The sequence below is a fragment of the uncultured Caldilinea sp. genome, assembly GCF_937128415.1.
Taxonomy (GTDB): Bacteria; Chloroflexota; Anaerolineae; order Caldilineales; family Caldilineaceae; genus Caldilinea.
In genome coordinates, this window is sequence record NZ_CAKZMJ010000056.1 from 1 (window position 1) to 16,572 (window position 16,572).

Annotated in this window: 15 protein-coding genes; 1 reads left to right on the forward strand and 14 read right to left on the reverse strand. The window is 63.4% G+C overall.

The features are described from left to right. Positions 1-282: 282 nt before the first annotated feature. From cas2 to csx15, 4 genes are all read right to left on the reverse strand, one after another. A complete protein-coding gene (gene cas2 / locus Q0367_RS08400) occupies positions 283-573 on the reverse strand; it encodes a CRISPR-associated endonuclease Cas2 (RefSeq protein ID WP_298981547.1) in 291 nt (96 codons plus the stop codon). After that, the gene (gene cas1, locus Q0367_RS08405) at positions 570-1,583 is read right to left on the reverse strand and encodes a CRISPR-associated endonuclease Cas1 (RefSeq protein ID WP_298981549.1); all 1,014 of its coding nucleotides are present in this window, start codon (positions 1,581-1,583) and stop codon (positions 570-572) included. The genes cas2 and cas1 overlap by 4 nt, the downstream gene beginning before the upstream one ends. Positions 1,584-1,605: 22 nt before the next feature. Continuing rightward, positions 1,606-2,424 carry a CRISPR-associated endoribonuclease Cas6 gene (gene cas6 / locus Q0367_RS08410; RefSeq protein ID WP_298981551.1) on the reverse strand — a complete coding sequence of 273 codons (819 nt, stop codon included), beginning with the start codon at positions 2,422-2,424 and terminating at the stop codon, positions 1,606-1,608. A gap of 116 nt (positions 2,425-2,540) precedes the next feature. Further along, positions 2,541-2,921, reverse strand: a complete 381-nt coding sequence (gene csx15, locus Q0367_RS08415; protein WP_298981553.1) for a CRISPR-associated protein Csx15 — start codon at positions 2,919-2,921, stop codon at positions 2,541-2,543. Positions 2,922-3,081: 160 nt separating this feature from the next. Between csx15 and Q0367_RS08420 the strand changes: the two genes are divergently transcribed. Continuing rightward, positions 3,082-3,609 (forward strand): DUF4058 family protein, encoded by a 528-nt coding sequence (locus Q0367_RS08420; protein WP_363325846.1) that lies wholly within the window; start codon positions 3,082-3,084, stop codon positions 3,607-3,609. 30 nt (positions 3,610-3,639) lie between these two features. On the opposite strand, the gene Q0367_RS08425 is transcribed toward Q0367_RS08420, so the two are convergent. From Q0367_RS08425 to Q0367_RS08470, 10 genes are all read right to left on the reverse strand, one after another. Next, positions 3,640-4,974, reverse strand: coding sequence for an SH3 domain-containing protein (locus tag Q0367_RS08425; RefSeq protein WP_298981557.1), 1,335 nt, complete (start codon positions 4,972-4,974; stop codon positions 3,640-3,642). Positions 4,975-5,088: 114 nt separating this feature from the next. Next, a complete protein-coding gene (gene csx2 / locus Q0367_RS08430; protein ID WP_298981559.1) occupies positions 5,089-6,348 on the reverse strand; it encodes a TIGR02221 family CRISPR-associated protein in 1,260 nt (419 codons plus the stop codon). Between the two features lie 17 nt (positions 6,349-6,365). Further along, complete coding sequence (locus tag Q0367_RS08435) at positions 6,366-7,505, reverse strand: putative CRISPR-associated protein (RefSeq protein ID WP_298981561.1); 1,140 nt, start codon at positions 7,503-7,505, stop codon at positions 6,366-6,368. 126 nt (positions 7,506-7,631) lie between these two features. Further along, positions 7,632-8,774, reverse strand: a complete 1,143-nt coding sequence (csm5, locus tag Q0367_RS08440) for a type III-A CRISPR-associated RAMP protein Csm5 (protein ID WP_298981563.1) — start codon at positions 8,772-8,774, stop codon at positions 7,632-7,634. Further along, complete coding sequence (csm4, locus tag Q0367_RS08445) at positions 8,767-9,927, reverse strand: type III-A CRISPR-associated RAMP protein Csm4 (RefSeq protein WP_298981566.1); 1,161 nt, start codon at positions 9,925-9,927, stop codon at positions 8,767-8,769. The genes csm5 and csm4 overlap by 8 nt, the downstream gene beginning before the upstream one ends. Positions 9,928-9,938: 11 nt before the next feature. Continuing rightward, the gene (gene csm3 / locus Q0367_RS08450; protein ID WP_298981568.1) at positions 9,939-10,745 is read right to left on the reverse strand and encodes a type III-A CRISPR-associated RAMP protein Csm3; all 807 of its coding nucleotides are present in this window, start codon (positions 10,743-10,745) and stop codon (positions 9,939-9,941) included. 25 nt (positions 10,746-10,770) lie between these two features. Further along, the gene (csm2, locus tag Q0367_RS08455) at positions 10,771-11,187 is read right to left on the reverse strand and encodes a type III-A CRISPR-associated protein Csm2 (protein WP_298981571.1); all 417 of its coding nucleotides are present in this window, start codon (positions 11,185-11,187) and stop codon (positions 10,771-10,773) included. Between the two features lie 203 nt (positions 11,188-11,390). Continuing rightward, complete coding sequence (gene cas10, locus Q0367_RS08460; RefSeq protein WP_298981572.1) at positions 11,391-13,994, reverse strand: type III-A CRISPR-associated protein Cas10/Csm1; 2,604 nt, start codon at positions 13,992-13,994, stop codon at positions 11,391-11,393. A gap of 91 nt (positions 13,995-14,085) precedes the next feature. After that, entirely contained in the window at positions 14,086-14,454 is a 369-nt protein-coding gene (locus Q0367_RS08465; RefSeq protein WP_298981574.1) for a hypothetical protein, read from the reverse strand. A gap of 2 nt (positions 14,455-14,456) precedes the next feature. Beyond that, complete coding sequence (locus tag Q0367_RS08470) at positions 14,457-16,571, reverse strand: TIGR03986 family CRISPR-associated RAMP protein (RefSeq protein WP_298981576.1); 2,115 nt, start codon at positions 16,569-16,571, stop codon at positions 14,457-14,459. Position 16,572 lies beyond the last annotated feature (1 nt).

Sequence of the window (16,572 nt, forward strand, 5' to 3'; positions counted from 1 at the left end):
GTCTCAATCCCCTGACGAGGATTCACTGTCTTCCGACCCCTCAAATGCCCCAAAACTGTAATTTGTGGCGCTGTCGCCTCCCGCTTTCTCTGGGAGAGAGGCCAATTGTCATATCTGCACAATCGCATTTGCTTGCGCCCCAAATCTGTTTCCGACATCCAATTGATTCCACAGCCAGCAATAAACCCAATATATCCAACCACCTCCCTCTTGTCAAAGCTTCCGAAGACCCCTTCCCCACAACCTTTCCACTTCCGAAAACATTGAAACACTCCACTGCACTTAGATGATCAGCAGACCCGGTTCATCGATCGGCGCAGCGACGCCCATGCGCTCTACAGTGGTCAAGCATTCGTCACATAGACGATAGAAACGCACGCTGTCCTCTTGCTCGTCAATGAGGCGTTGCAGCCGTTGACGCAGTTTCTCTTGATTGGCCGGCGTAATGTAGCACTCGAAGACCGAACGTTGCACGCGCTGCGCGCCGAAATCCAGCAGAGTTTTGGCGACCTTGAGCCGCCGACGGTCGTCTACGATGTCATAGCTGATGACGAGAAAGCGCTTTCCTCTCATCGGGCAAGAAATGGTCGATACGCTGGCGCCGCGCCGGTGGGATCCAACGAGCGCGCCAGCGCATACGCCTGCAAGTGAAAGAGCCGACGATAGGTGACCTGCTCGCCGCTCTCCGGATGTTTGAAGCTTTGCGTAAGGCGCGCCTCCAGCTCGCGGACGAAGAGCCGCACCCCCTCCGGCGCCAGCAAGATCGGGCGCTCTTCACTCTCGCCAGGCCGAAAATGCTCTTCTTTGATCACGCCATCATTCAGGCAGTGCAACACAACAGAATCCACAATCAGTGGGCGAAATTCCTCCATCAGATCGAGCGCCAGGCTCGGACGGTTGTACTCCAGCCGATGCAAAAAGCCAACATACGGGTCCAGCCCAACGGTCAATACAGCGCCCAGCACATTCTGCAACAGCACGGTGTAGCCATAGCTCAGCAGGACGTTCACCGGGTCGGTCGGAGGACGCCGCACGCGCCCCTCGAAACGCCACGGCGGCTGCAGCAGCGCCTTCCATACGCCAAAGTAAATCGCCGTCCCCTGCCCTTCCACGCCCATGAGGCTGTTGTGCGTCGTCGTGCGCAGCGTGCGCCGAAGCTGGTGTTCGACCCCGGCGGCGGCCAGATGGACGGTCTCCGAGTTCAACCGCTGCGCCTGGCGCTCCAAAAACATTTTGATGTTGTGCAACTTGCCATAGACCATCTGTTGAGCGGTGCGCAGCGCAAAGTTGGCGTCCTGGCTGCACAACACCTGATTCACGCGCAGCGCCCCATGTCCGCTCTCTGCGCCGACCAAGCGGCCGTAGAAACGCCCATCCTCGCTGAGAAGGACAACCTCGACGCCTTCGTCCAACAGCAGGCGCAGGGCCTGCGTCGTCACCTGAACGTTGCCGAAGAGCACAACCTGGCTGATCTGCAGCGTCGCCACCTGCGCCAGCGTCTCGCCATCCTTGCTGACGATGATGCGGCGCCCTTCACGGTTGAGTTTCGCCCCCTGTTCGATGACATAAAGTGGGTTGCGCATCGAGACACCCCGCCAAAGAACGTCATATCCTCTCCCGGCGCCGCACCTGTCCCATGCCTGTCGCCGTCTGAGCGCCGACGCCGCTGTAGAGGGCGAAATCCGCCAGCATGTTCATGATGCTCAACCAGTAACGATCGCCCGCCAGCGCCCGATAGGTGACGCGCCCAACGCCGCCGATGCGTTGCGCTCCATCCTTAGATACAACCGGAAAACTTTCCAGCCGATAGCGGCTGATCGCCATCACCTCCTCGCCGTAACGACGCATCTCCGGGCTGAGCGTCACCGGGCTGAAGGCGTTCCAGCGCTCGACCAGACTGCCGAAAACCAGCCCCGGCAACGGCACAGGCATGGTCATCTCCTTTGACTTGAAAGCGGTTGGCGAGGCGAACTCCAGCGTCACCTGGCGGTCGAGCGCTTCCAACCGCGTCAACTGCGTCGCCGCCAGCAATTCATAGCTCGTGCGCCCACTCCACGGATGGCGGTCGGAGTCGCAGATGGTCTCCTGCACGGTGAAACGGTGGCTTTCCAGCTCCCATATCTCCGGCCGCTCCTCAAGCAGAGCGTGCGCCAGAGCTTCGCTCACTTCAGGAACCAGGCCGGTGACGCGCACCTGCACAGGCTTCTCCGGCGTCACGGTGACGCTTTTTGCGCCGCTGTATGCGCCGAGCAAACCGGAGCAGGTCACCGGCTTTGGGCCCTCGTCGTCGTGGATGCGCCGCACCAGCGCAGGGTCAATCTCGCCCAGCCGGGCAAGCGTCGCAGCGTAGTTGGCGCGACCGAGAAAGCCCGGCAGCGTCTTCACCGTGGGCGAGACCAACGTCAGAACAATTGAAATCAACATAAAACACCTCGAACAGAAAGTTCTACAAAACGAAACCAACGTGCACGACGCCTGTTCACCCTACCGAAACCTTCACTCTCAACAGACGCCACGCATCACGCAACACGCACCCCTTCTCACCGCTTGCGTCTGGCGGCGTCGCGGATCGCCTGTAAGTCGAGAATCTCCGCCACTTCGTAGCGTCGCGGCAGGCTTTCCGCCACCGGCCGGATGCGCACGATGGGGGGGAAATTGCCCATGCGGCCGTGCAGCTCCGCCAGCAATGCGGCGGCGATGAAGTTGAGAGAAGGCAAGACGACCAGAATCGGCGTCGTCTGCCACTGCTCCGAGGTGAGACCTGCTGCATCGAGCAGGCGCTCGACCTGGGGCGCGAAAGGCGCCTGCTCGTCAAACTGCGTGGGAATCTCCCGCACCTCTGTGATGCGCGCCCCCGTCAGTGCCTCAATCTGGCTGCGCTGCGCTTCATTCAACGGGTGAGAAAAATTGAGCACAATCATTGGAGTTGCTTCTTTCCATAAGCGATGTATACTGAATCATCAGACACGAATTGCTGAGGAGAAAACATGCCATCGCCTTTCCCAGGAATGGACCCTTATCTGGATCGAAGACACTGCGCCCGAAACAAAGCTCGGCATCCTGTATCCTGACGTTGAAGTTGTGCATTCGCGCACGGTGAGGGAGCGTTCTCCCTCCTACGCAGCCGGCGCTTCACCGTTTACGCCATCCATCCTTGCGCCGGCGCCGGCCCCGATCCCGGTGCGCGTGCCCGAAATCGAGATTCGCGACGCCAACGCCAACCGCCTGGTCACCACCATTGAAATTTTGTCGCCCGTCAACAAGCGTGAGCCTGGGTTGTCCCTCTATCGACGAAAACGCCGTCGGTTGCAACGGGCAGGCGTCCATTTGATCGAGATCGACCTGATCCGCCGCGGTCAACACCCCTATTCCTATCCCACGTCGCCTCCGTCTCTCTATCTGGTGACGCTCTTGCGCAGCCAGGCGACGCAGGTCGAAGCCTGGCCGATTGGTTTGGACAAGCCCCTGCCCACCATCCCGGTTCCTCTGCTGCCGCCCGATCCCGACGCAGTGCTCGATTTACAGGCGGCGCTGACGGCTGTCTACGACGAGGCCGGGGATGACCTGTCGATCGACTGCAGCCAGCCGCCGCCTCCGCCGCCGTTGTGAAGTTGTGAAATCGACGACGCCTCGCCGTCGCTAGTTGTCCTGGGAGGGCATCTCGGCGAAATTGCCTAGGTCGACGCGCTTGCCGACGTCGGTCTGCAAATAGACGCGGCCCGTGGCGTCCGGCAGATCGACGGCGAACGCAATGCGCACAGAATTGCCCGGATTCACATCGGTGTAGACGCTGTCCAACCCCCCGAGTTGCCACTGAGCATAGCCGCTTCCCTTGCCGCTGGCGCTGTATCGTTGCCCCCTTTCATCGACGACCCAGGGATCGATGTTCCGGTCGAAGTAGTCGGTGCCGGCCTGCAAGTTGGTCGCATCGATGACCACGATCAAGAAGTGCCCCATGGCGATGTACGAATTGCTGTAGAAGTAGACCGCCTTGCGCTTGCGCACCTCGGAGACTTTGAAACGCCAGCCGCCGGCCTCGATCTCCTCACCGATGGCGGCGACGTTGCCAACGGGCGCAGCGCTGCTTCCGGCGGACGAGGTCGAACCGCCTCCCCCTGTAGAGGACGCCGGCGGCGCGGGGACGTCGGTCGCCACCGGTAGGTCGCCGGGCGCGTTGTCGACCAGGAAGGCGGCGATCCACTTGCCATCGCGCAGCTGCAGCCAATCGCCGGCCTCGTTGCGCGCTGCAATGTCCAAAGCGTCGCCCGCTTTCACGCCCCCCACCACCGGATAGTGGGTGCCCGGCCCCCCGCGCAGATTGGCGTTGTTATTGGCGACAGGCGCTCCCGCCGGCGCCGAAGGCCGGGGGTTGGCGACCTCGCCCAACTGAATGTCGAGCGCCTTGATCTTGGGGATCGTCACCTGGTTGCCGAGCACGGCGGTGTACTTTTGCAGCCCTTCCACCACACCCCAGACGGTGACGATGTCGTCCTCCAGGAAGCGCTGCGTTCCGGGATAGTCAACCCAAATCGGGTCGTCCCAGATGCCGTAGCTTCCCCGGGTCACGGCCACGCGCAGAATGTAGCCTTGATCGTTCTCGTCGCAGAAGATCAGGCACTCTTTCTCCTGCACCTGCAGCACCTTGCCGACGTAGCGCACCGTCTTGCCGACATGGCGTTCATTGTAGCGGAAGAGGTCATCGTAGGGAATTGCAACGGCCTGCGCCTTGCGGCTCTCCAGGTCCTGTTGGGCGGCGACCTCCCCCGGCTTGGGGAGCTTGGTCACGGCGCCGAGCACGACCGAAGGGTCGCTCACGCGCACGCTGACGCCGGTTGCGCCGACGGAGACGGTCAGCGTAAAAGTCTTGCCGCCCACGGTGATAGGCACCAGATAATCATCGTTGGCGTGGGCTGCCCCGCTCGTCCAAAAGAAGAGAAAACAAGCCAGAATAAGTGCAAAAGGTAGGCGAGTCATACGGAAACCCTTTCGTTGATTGAAATGAAGACAAAAATCCAGACGAACGTGCTGCGTGTTGCGAGGTGCGTGCGCCGCCTCCTGACGCAACACGGAACACGCAACACACAACACTCAACACAATAACGCCTCCAGCCGGCGATGCAACGCCTTCGCCCGCTTCTCAACCTCATCGGACGGAAGCGCCTGTTCGCGTTTCCCGGCGTGCATGAGGTCGTTGCGCAGGTCGCCTAAGTCCCCGTACAGCTGGACGACCTCGTCCAAGGAGGGCAGGCCGCCGAGGTCGAGCAGGGCTTCCTTTGCAGGCGCAGCTGAGGATTTCGCTTTGCGCTTTTGCAGCTCCAGCCCCAGGGCGCGCTCAACCGCCTCGCGGGCGCCCTTTTTCAGCAAGTCGTCCTGCATTCCAAGCCGCGTCATCACCCAGGAGACCAGCCATTCGCGCGCCAGCGCCACGGCCTGAAAGATTTGGTTGCGCTCCAGATACCAGCCGATGAGGGCGCGTTCGGTCGTCAGCGCGCGCAGCGGATCGGCTTTTTGCGCCTCTGCGCTGAGGGCAATCGGCGCAAAGCTTGCGAGCACATGGTCGCCCAACAGCGCGAACGGCTGCGCCAGCGCTGCGCTGGTTTCCAACGCAGCAGGCAGCTGTCTGCAAATGCGCTCGCTGGCGTCCATCGCCTCGGCGGGGCGCACCACGCGCAGCGCTCGCGACGCGCGCGTCAGGCTGCCGGCCGTCTTCTTCACCGGCGAGTCGTTCCACGTGGAAAGCGCAGCCTTGCCGGCGGTGCTCGGATCAGGCTTGATGCTCTGATGGCGGGCGTGGAGCAGCCGGGCGAGGTCGCGCGCGTCGCCGAAGCGCACGAAGCGGTCGGCGCCCACCATCCAGTCGAAAAGTTCGACGAAGCGCGTCAGGTCGATCACGGGGGCGCGATGCGGCGTCACCGATTGGTCGCGAGCCTCAAAATTGCCGTAGAGCACCGCCTCTAGCTGGATTTTCTTGACCACGCGCAGATAGGCGGCCGCCAGGAAGGATAGGAAGGGCAGGGAACGAAAGCCGTGGGTGATGTCGAAGACCACCGCCTCCTCCGGCTCCACGGCGTCGACGACCGCCTGGAAAATCCTCCACAACTCTGCGTCATTGCCCCCATTGGGAATGTCGACCGGCTGCACATCGACGACAGAGTCCTCAACCAGGCTCAGGAAGCGCTCCAAATGCATTTCCTTGGCCCTTTCCGTTACAAAAACGCGCATCGTCAGGTCAGGAAGAAAGCGCGCCAACGCAACGCCGAAGTAGGGCGCCGTATGCTCGCGCCCGTCGGCAAGCACGTAGGTGGTTTCATGGGCGACGTTGGCGCCGAGGAAAGTGATGGCTTTCATGGCTGTTTTTGGAAACCTCACGGGTTGTCGTTGACTCGATCATGGGCGCCGAAATGGCGCAGGCGCAGCCTCTCGCCCTCGGCGACGCAGCTGACGCGGCGACCTTGCGTCAGGCGAAAATGACCGATGGGGCGACCGTCGACGGACCTGCGATTCTGATAATCTTCGTACTGAAGGCCACCATCCTGTTTAAGCCTCACAACGCCGCCTTCATTGAGCAGCACGCTCACCCTGGCCAGCGTCCTTTGCAGATCGACGCGTTCCTCCGGCGCCGCCCTGTCGAAATCGCGCCGAAACGACTCCTCATACACAAGGTTCGGGAAAGGGAGCAATTCTTTTTGAAGCAGCTCATGCCGCACGCGGTTCCAAATCAGGCGTCCCCACTCGGAAAGGGTGACATCGCCATGTTGATCGATGTCGAGCAGCCCCTCCGGCAGGTTGGCGACTTCGCCGTGTGGAAGAATCGCCCCGGCGTCCAGCAGCGCCAACTGGGTGCAATAGGTTTGCAGCGGCGCGATGTCGACCTGGATCGGCAGGCGGGGGATGCGCAACAGTTGTTTGCTGCTCTCGAAGATATAGACGATCTCATCCGCATAGAACATGCCGGCGATATTGAGATAGCTTTGCAGGCTCTTGAAGGCGCCGGTGAGATTGAAGACGATGCGATAGCCATCGGCTCGATATTCGGGAATGGTCTCCTCGCACCAACGCAGCAACTCTTTGATTCCATGGGAGAAGCGCCGGTTATCGCCGCTGCTCAACTGTTCAGGGACCCACATCTGCACATTGGTAATCCCCTGGCTGCGCAAGAAGGCTTCCAGCGTCTGCGCGGCCCTGCATCCGAGCACCGTATCCGTGGCGACAAGCACATGCACATCGTTGCGGGCGCGCTGAAGTTGGTCTTCATACAGGCCGTAGAGTCCGTTCAATTCGGCGCTTACCAGGCGCTTCGCCGCAACCGTCCCTTCGGTCAGGGTTTGCTCCGCACGCGCGACCAGTTCGGCAAGAAAAGCCTCCAGGTCAGGCGGCAACTCCGTTGCGTTTGCATGACGATTCAGCCTTTTCTCTCCCCCTTCTTCCCGTTCTTCAGGTGACAGGGATTTCAGAAACAGGCTGATGCCCACCGTCGTCAGCACCAATTGTCGTTGTCTTGTCATGGCTCATTGCTCCTTCCTTGCCTCAAGACGCCTGCACCATCCCTCGTAGACGTCGCTCGCAACGGCGTAGTCGGTGGACTCCCAACCACGCCCAATGCATTCTCCGACCTGGATCATCGGCTGCATCTACGTGCGTCTGTTCATCTCCACCAGACACCACCCCGGCGCCGCCTGGGGCGTTTCCACGCGCCGCCCCTGCGCATCCTGCCCCGCACCGACAAAGACGCGGCGGCTGGTCGGAAAGAGGATATCCCTTACAGCGTTGCTCTTGCCGGCGTTGTCTTGCGCCGGCGCCCGGCTCAGCCGATAGTCGCGCAGGATGCGCTGCATGAAGTCCCGGCTGGCGAGCAGCCGCGTGCCGAAGGTCTTGTTTTCCCAACCTGTGCCCCAGCCTAACGCGATCAGGAAGCGCCGCTCGCCGGTTTTCGTCTGCGCAAGCTGCTGATAGAATTGAGCGATGCGCGTTCCGCCTTGCGCTTTGCTGAACCAGGCCGCCTCGCGTGCACAATGGTGGCGCGCGTGCTCGCCCACGATCAGCGGCAGCCGCTCCAGCAGCTCGCCGCCCTGGAGCTGCAGCCGATGCGCCTGCGCCCAGCGCGAGAAGAGGCGATGGTCGACTTTGAGCGTGAGGCGGAAGGCGCTTTCAGGACGAATGACCTCCATCTCGATCGGCGCCTTCAGCTCCCCGCGGCGGTTGATGACGCGGGCGTTGGCGACCATCAGCCGGTCGACGCCGAGCGCTTCGCTGTCGCTCACCTGCAAGGCGCGCAGCAGGTCGTGGTTGGGGTCGGAGCCGAAGAGCATTTGCTCATACTGCTGCGCAGCGAAGCGGCGGTCGCGGTTGAGCAGCCTGCTTTCCGGCTGCAGCTTGCGTTGGCCCCATGCGTACCAGCCCAGGGCGGTGCGCAGCGCGCCTTTGAGCGTGGAGCCGGGCAGGTAGGGGCGGTCGAAGGCGTCCTTGATCTGCTCGCGCAGCTGCGCGCCCTCTCCCTCACTGCGCGGCGCGCCGAGCAAGACATAGCGAAAGAAGGGGCTGCCTTCGCGAAAATCGCCGCTTTTCAGCAGCTCGGCCGGGCGGCTGCGCGCCAGCTGCTCGGCCAGCCTCGCATCCTCGACATTTTGCGCATCGAGCAGGGCGTCCTCGTTGATGCGCCAGGTGCGCCCATTGCGGATGACGTAATCGTATGCGTGCAGCAGCGCGCGTCCGCTGCCGATGTGCACCGGCGTGATCGTCGTCACCGTCACATCGTAGAGTGCGTAATCAGCCATGCGCCGCCTCCTGGGTGAATCCCGCCGCCACCCCCAAGCCGCTGCGATAGACCGGGTGGGGCAACATGTTTTGTGAAGCTTCATAGACCGGCCGCACATCGACCAGGCCGCCCAACACCGCGTCGCCTGCGATCCAGCTTCCTTCCGCCAGCAGGTGGATGCGCCGCCGTCGCTGCGCCGGGCCGTCGGGCGAACGCAGCCAGCCCGCCACGTCCACCAGTCGGTAGGCCGCTCGTTCCGCCTGCAACGCCGCAATCTCCGCCTGCGTACGCGGGCGCCAGCGGCTCAACAGCCACGCCAACCGGCCAGGCTGCGGATCGGGCAAGGTCGCCTCCTCCGGCCCCGCCAGCGTAAACGCGCCGTAGCCCACGCTGCGGTCGCCGCCCAGCCCTTCGCCTTGCAGAAAATCCAGGATGGCGGTCACACTCTCTGCGTAAGTCGTCGAGGCCCCCTCGATGCCCTGCTTCGGTCGTCGCCAGTGCACGCCGAACCACAGCCCGCACGCCTCGGCGAAACGCACCTGGCCGATGTGGAAGATCGTCGACGCCGAGGAGATGCGGTCGACGGTGACGCGCGGGGTGCGCCCTTCCTTCCAGACCTCCAACAGCGGATAGGCGGCGCGCGGTCGCGGACGTTTGCTCTGGCGGTCGACGCGCATCCATTCCGGCAGCTTCGCCAGCTCGCCTTCGCCGTCCAGCCAGAGCCTGCCCTCCTGCAAAAACAGGCCGGCCTCCCGTTGCGGGCTCCCGCCGTTTCGGCTCGCTCCTTCCTCCGGCGGCAGCCAGGCGTCGAGTTTCTCGCCGTTCAGCGCGCGGCGCAGCAGCCCTTCCGAGAGATAGGCGATGCGTTTGACGCGCTTGCCCGCCTCCGCCTGCGCAAAAAGACGCCGCAGATCGACGGGCATGGGATAGAAGCGCACGCCGCCCACGAACGGGAAGGCGGAGGTCAGCGCGAAAGGCGGATCAGGCGGGTCGCCGAGGAAGGGCGCCAGCCACGCAGCGGGGTCGCCGCCGAGCCGCCGCCAGCCGTCGATCAGCGCGGCGAAGAGCGTGTCCGACGGCAGCGCCACGCTGCTTTCCTCCAGGCTCACCCCGCGCGCGCCGAGATGCAATCCGCTGCGAAAGGCAAGCCGATAGACCGATAAGGTCGGCATAGGCGCCTCCTTCACGCCTGCGCCAGGCGGCTGCGGATCTGCTCCTGCACCTGGGGCAAGGCGGCGACCAAGCGATCGAGCGAGTCAAACCTGCCCAACGACTGCGCCGGTTTGAGCATTCCGTTCTGGCTGCGCAGGCTCACTTCGATTCCTTCCAGCCGCACCTTGCCGGAGCCGCGCGAGCCAAGGCCGCCGAGATAGTCGTCCTCCAGCAACACCAACCCCTCGACGACCTTGGCGAGCTGCACCACGTCGCGCTGCGGGTCGCAGCCTTCGCCGTCGTAGATCGAATAGACCATCTCCGCGAGGCCGAAGACCGCGCCGGCCGGCACGCGCTCCATCTGTCGCGGGTTCGCCGCCGAGGTGACGCGGTCGATCGAGACCTCGGTCTTGATCTCGGTGTAGGGAAGGTCGGTGCGGCCGCTCGTCTCCAGTTTGACGGCGCTCTCCTCGGTCATCTGCACGTCGCGCACGACCAGCCGCGTGGGGGTGCCGAAATCGCGCTCGCCCGGCACGCCGAAGACCTGGCAGACCGCACACCCGGCGTAGGCCTCCGGCTTGTCACACGAATGGATGTATCCCTGGCCGATGCGCTGATTTTGCGGCAGGCCGTCGTACTTTTCCAGCAGGCTGCGCACCTTGCCCTTGAGCGAGGAGCCGGGGATGTAGGGTCGGTTGGTGAGTGGGTCGCGGATCACAGTTTTGTCCACGCCGCCGATCTCCACGCCCACGTCCGAGCCGCCGATGTGCAGGCCGGAGACGGCGCGGATGTTGAAGTTCAAAAAGACGCGACCTTTGAGTTGAATCTGTTTGCTCATGGCTCGATCTCCCTTTCAATGCGGATCAATTGCCGCCGTAGGCTTTGTGGTAGGCCAGGATCGCCTCGAAGAAATCGACGAAGCGCTGGAAGTTGTCCTTGCATCTGGCCGGGTCTTTTTCTTTCACGACAAAATCAATGGCCGGGTCCAAGACGTTCACCAGCTCCTGCACCGCCCTGCCGCGCTCGCGCTTGGCGCGGTAGGCCATCTTAGGCTTGAGCAGGATGAAGCGGCGCAGCGCCTTCTGCTGCTGTTCGGGCTTCTCCATGCTCCACTGCGCCTGAATCTGGCGCACTTCGCCGAAGAGGGCGCGGATCTGGCTGGTCGTCAGGTTGATCTCCTTCAGCGTCTTGCCGATCTGGTCGGCGCGTTCGACGAGCAGTTGCGCCGCATCCGGATCGGTGATGATGCGCTGAAGGTCGTTTGATGAGAGATTGGGCATGGTGTGACTCCTTTTCAAAAGAAATAATGTTTTTGTATGCATTGCTCGCAGCGGCGCTTCCTCAGCTCACCCACGACCTTGCGGGCCGGCGAGGACGTGCGGCTGCGAGCCGCACCTACCGGAAAACGCTTCCCCGGCTCACCCACGACCTTGCGGGCCGGCGAGGACGTGCGGCTGCGGGTCGCTTCCACAAAGGGCTGCGTCTACCTCTCCTCCCGCCGCGTGATCAGCTCCGCCCAGCGCGCGGCCACGCCTAAGCGCTCGAAGAGGCGATAGTCGTCCTGTTGCAGCGCAGTGCGCAGTCGCTCCAGCCTTGTCTCCAGCGACCTGTTGCGTTCCGCCATACGTTTCATGGTGTAGACGCTGCGCCACATCCAGCGCCCCCACACCGTCTGCGCATCGTGCACCCACGCGCTCCGCCCCTGTGTAAGCTGCCACCGCCGCTGCGCATCGATGTATTCGCCGTAGAAATCCACCAGCCGGCGCAGCAGCGCTTTGGGCGCGCCCGCCTCGACCAGCCCGGTCAGCTCGTGCATCAATCCATGCACCGTGCGCAGATTGGGCGTCTGCGCCTCTTCCTCCATGCCGAAGAGCGACCAGGGCAACGCCGCGCCGAGGAAGCCGATGGCGTCCTTGCGATGTTCAACGCCGTTCGCTCGCCAGCGCAGCGCCTTGGCCTGCTCTTCGGCGCGTTTGGCGTCGTCCGCAGCCTGGGAAAGCGGATACTTGCCGCCCACCAGCGCAACGCCTCCGCTGGCGTGAATGCCCGGATGTTCGGCTGCGTAGCGCGTCAGATCGCGGCGCACGGCGATCGCCAGCTCCACCACCGCGTCCCAACTGCCCACGAAGAACAGGTCATCGCCGCCGGCGTAGATGGCGTAGAGCCGTCCTCCCTGCTCCGGCGGGCGACGCGTGGCCCGGTTCACCTCCTCGGCCAGCTTCGCCACCCAGCCTTCGAAGTAGAGGCTGACGGCGAAACTCAGCATCGCCACGCGCGAGAGCGTCGCCTGCTCGCCCAGGCCGCTTTGAAAGAGCTTGCCGAGATTGTCCACGTCCATGCGCAGCACCCCCAGCCGCCGAATGCCGCGCGACTGATGCTCCAGCACGCTGAAGGGCTTCACCCGGTCGGACGGCGGAAGCTGACGCCGCTCGTCCTCCGGGAAGCTGCGGTCCGCCTGCAGCGCCTGGCGTTCGTCGAAGGTGAGGATCGGCGTCGTGTTGACGAGCAGCCGTCGCCCTATTGCCGTCTGCGCTGCAGGTTTAAGCGTCGCCAGCGCATCGTCGTCGAGCGCCAACAGCACGCTGCGCGCCGGCGTTGGTTTGGTGTTGGGAGCCTCGTCGAAGAGCGACGCCGTCCACCCCAGCGCCGCCAACGCCTCGCGCCAGACTCCGGGCGGCGTGGTCAGATCGAGTGTCAGCGTCGGAGCCGTCGCCTTGCCTTCGCGCCACTGCAGCCAGCGCGCCCGCCGCAGCGCATCGCCCAAGTCCTCGAACGCACGGCAGGCGGGGCACTTGCGCACCGGCTCGGCGTCTGCACCTGCGCGCTCTGCTCTAACGTCGGGATGCTCCAGCCCGCAGACCTGGCACTGTTGCTCCTCGTTGCCGCCATGGTCCAGGGGAGCAAAAAGCTGCGCCATCTCCGCCGGCTCCAGCTCGCCAAAGCGGCGCAGCTTGGCCTGCTGAAGGCGCTCATGCAGCCGTCCCCACGCTGCGCTGATCCTGCCCTCGAAGAAATCCATGCCCCGCAACGGCAGCCCCGCCACCGCTACATAGAGCGCGCCACGATGATACTGGAGCAGCACGCGGCTGATCTCGCCTTGGATCGCCGTTAGGGCGGCGAGGTCGCCCGGTCGCGCCAGCAAGTAAAAGTTGCCGCCGCCGACGTAGATCAGGTTGGTGATGGGCAGGTCGAGCCGGCGCAACACGTAGCGGGCGACGGCCTCGGTGAGCAATTGCAGATAGAAGGAGCGCCCGCGCAGGGAGGGCGTCGCCCCGCGTGCGGTGATGGTGTAGATGAAATCCTGCACGCCGCTGACGTCGCCGCCGACGAGCAGGGCGATTTCCTGCGCGCTCGTCTCCGGTCGCTGCTTCACCGCTTCCAGCCAGGCGTCGTCGACGTCGGGCCGGTCGAGCGCGGCGGCCAACGCGGCGGTCATGCGGCTGTGGTCGTAGAGGCTGATGTCGGGCAGGCTCCCGTAATACGCTGAGGGAACGCACCACGCATAGCGCTGCAGCAGAAGCAACATGCTTTCGAGATAGGTGGGCAGGTCGCCTCCCTCTGCGTGGGCGTCGCGCAGCGCCTCCGCCTCCTGGCGAAAGTCTCTCCACAGAGCCTCGTAGCTGCGCCAGACTTCCTGCGGCGGCAGCTCATCGCCCGAGAAGAGCGCCTCTTCTTCCAGCCGCAGCGGCCGTAGGGGCAGATAGCGGCGCCGGTCTGCAGGCAGCCTCTGCCCGTCGGCTTCGAGCTGGCAGAAGATCGAAAGCAGCTGTCGGGGATGCTCGACGCGCGGCTGTTCATCCTGCAGGCCGTCGTTGCGCTCGGCGGCGGAGAGATGGTCGGCCAGCTGCACGATGCGGTCGCGGCGGCTCTGCGGCCTGTGGTGATAGCCGACCGGCCCCAGCACCTCCTTACGCCACGGTGCAGGCAGCAGCTCCTCGACAAACGTGGCGCTGAGCATGGCGTGCTTATAGCCAAAGTCGCCCTGCGCCGTGCGCTCCCAGGAGTAACGGCCGGCGACCGAGGCGCGCAGCATCAGCTTGCCGATGTCGTGCAACAGACCGGCCAGTGCGATCGTCTCATGACTCATCGATTGTTCCCTCCATCAAAGCTTGCCTGCACCGATCCCTCGGGGGAGCGAGGCAGGGGGATGTCGGATGGTTAAGATGCAGTGAACTTGTTTATAGCCTCCATGGCTCTACGCGGAGGCCAGGAACGCAAGGCCGTTTGCTCTCCAGGTAGACGCAGTCCCAGCCGCGCTGCATGGCCAGGGCGAAGGCGACCAGCATCATCATCTTGGCGCCGCCGGTGAGGTTGACGACCGTGGGCCGGTCCGCAGGGGCCAGGCTGTTGAGCCGCGCCAGGATGGCCGGCAGGTCGTAGGCGTCGGTCTCTTCGACGATTGCGTGGGGCATCAGGCGTCGCAGGCGCTCCGCCACCGGCCGCGTGCGCGCGGAACAGACCAACAGCGACCGCTCCGGCCGCAGGAACCGGTCCGGCAACAGCACGGGCATGGGCTGCTCGCCGATGAGGTGGAGGAGGGTGGACATGGTCACTTCTTCTCAACTTTCTGCAGCAGCGGCAGTCCTTGTTCCATGCTTGGCAGCTCCAGGGGCAAATTAGGACCCGCCTTTTCTGTGTTAGTAGACTTCGCCTTGTTGGCGACAAACCACTCGAAGTTCTTTCCCTCTGGATCCGGCCGTAAGTCAGTGCGCGGATAGTGGATGTGACGCGGTTGATGGGGTTTCGGTTCGGTCAGCAATGTGATCAAGTCAGCAATATTCGGCAGATTGCGCAGCGGTTTGCCGTAGCAGCGCTGCATTGCCTTCTCAAAACGCGCCAGCCAGTCACCTCGTTCGGCCGGGGTGGTACTGCGCCAACTGTTCGCAGTGAGGTTGCTATACCGAACGCCAGGATTTAACAGCTCGATCTGCTCGACAGAGAGCCTGACGCTTCCGAAACCGAGTGGTTTAGCGTATCCGAGACGGAAGAAGCATCCCTCATCAGTGCTGAGGTTGAGCGTCCACAGCAGAGATCCTAATTCCACAGGCGCCAAGTTGTGGAAATCTATCGTAAACTCGAACACGTTACCCGGGGCACGAACCCCGCGCACGCTGCGGTTTTGGTGGTCTCGACGAGGGCCGGCCCGCTCGTACTCCAGCCGGTTGAGTGCCTCGCCGTGGTGGCGGTAGAACTTGCGCCCGCGCAGCAAGTTGGGGCCGTCGTAGCCGATCGTGGTGGCAGCGCCTGGTAGCTTGCGTTCCTCCTCGCTCCATTCCCCTTCCTTCTTGCGCAGATAGAACAGCGTGGTCGTCGGCTTCGGCGCGCCGAGGATGGCCAGCGGCATCTCGTCGGCGTAGATGCCCTTGTCCTCAATCAACACGGCATGGCTGAAACGCACCCGCCCGGCATAGGCCACGCGTGCTTTGCGATCCTCGGTGGGCGTCGCCTTCACCCAGCCGAACACACGGGATGCGATGTCGAGCTTCTCGTACTGCTCACTCGGTTTCAAATGATCGGGCAACAGGTCGCCGATGGCGTGCCGATAGCGGAGCCGCGCCACCTTGACCAGGGCGATGTTGCGTACCGTTTTCCCGTCTGTCTCCAGCTCAACGTAGACCAGGTTTCCCGGCGCAAGGCGCTCGCTTTGGACTTGAGTATGGAAGTCCTCTTTGCGATCGTGCAGTTGTGCATGAAGCACGGCGTTGAAGTCCGCTTCCCGGTCGGCGTCGAAGTATACCTTCTTTGCCTTGGCCGAGTCCTCCTTGTAGTAGAAAAAGCTCTCGTTGCGCTTCGTGTCAATGGTGCGGCCGGTCACCTTCACCCAACCGTGGCGAACCGGACGGCCATCGGAGGCTAGCGCCTGGTGGTTGCGGGAGATTAACTCCACTTTTGGTACATTGTTCTTGGTCTTACCGACGATCGCATAAGTTTCGTTGCCGCACCGCCACGAGTCGTCCAAGATGTTGGCAGTCGGATCGTCATAATAGGCGGCGACCTTGGCCTCTTCACATAGGGCAATAACGCCCGGCTGGTCACCGGTGGGCAGACTTTGCACAATGCCGGGTCTGAAGCGCCGCGCCTCCGCCGGGTCAATGCGATACTCCAGCCGTTCGTCGCCGTTGAAGACGCTGAAGGGGGAGTTGGTCACCGCCTCGAAGAGGGAACGGATCATCCCGCGCAGGCTGGTGGCCGGGATGGCGTCCTTGCCCGCGTACTGGAAGAAGCGATAGCTCTTGTGCTCAACCTCGCGACTATCGGACAACCGCACTTTGGTGACCTTGATGTCGTGGCTGTCCGAGATGAAAAGCGGTGTGACCGCCTCCAGAGCGCAGGTGATGCGCCCGGTCAAGCCGATGTAGCGATCATGGGGCGGCGGCGCGCACCGGCTCAACAACTGTGCATCAGGATCGTCGAGTGGTATGACCGGCTCAGGCAGGTAGCGCACGAAGTTGTAGGGGTTGAGAAAGCGATAGCTCTCCCTGCTCTCAGTGGGTTGCCTTGGCGCTGGCCAGGGCAGCTTCGGCGTCTCCTGCGGCTTGACTGCCTGAGCCTCGGCAAGCGCCTGGCGCCGCTCGCGCTCGGCCGCGCGCTTGGCTTTCTTGGCTTCCTTCTGCTGTTGGCGAGAGATCGAGGGACCAGTGGATTTACCTTTGTGCTTGGCCATG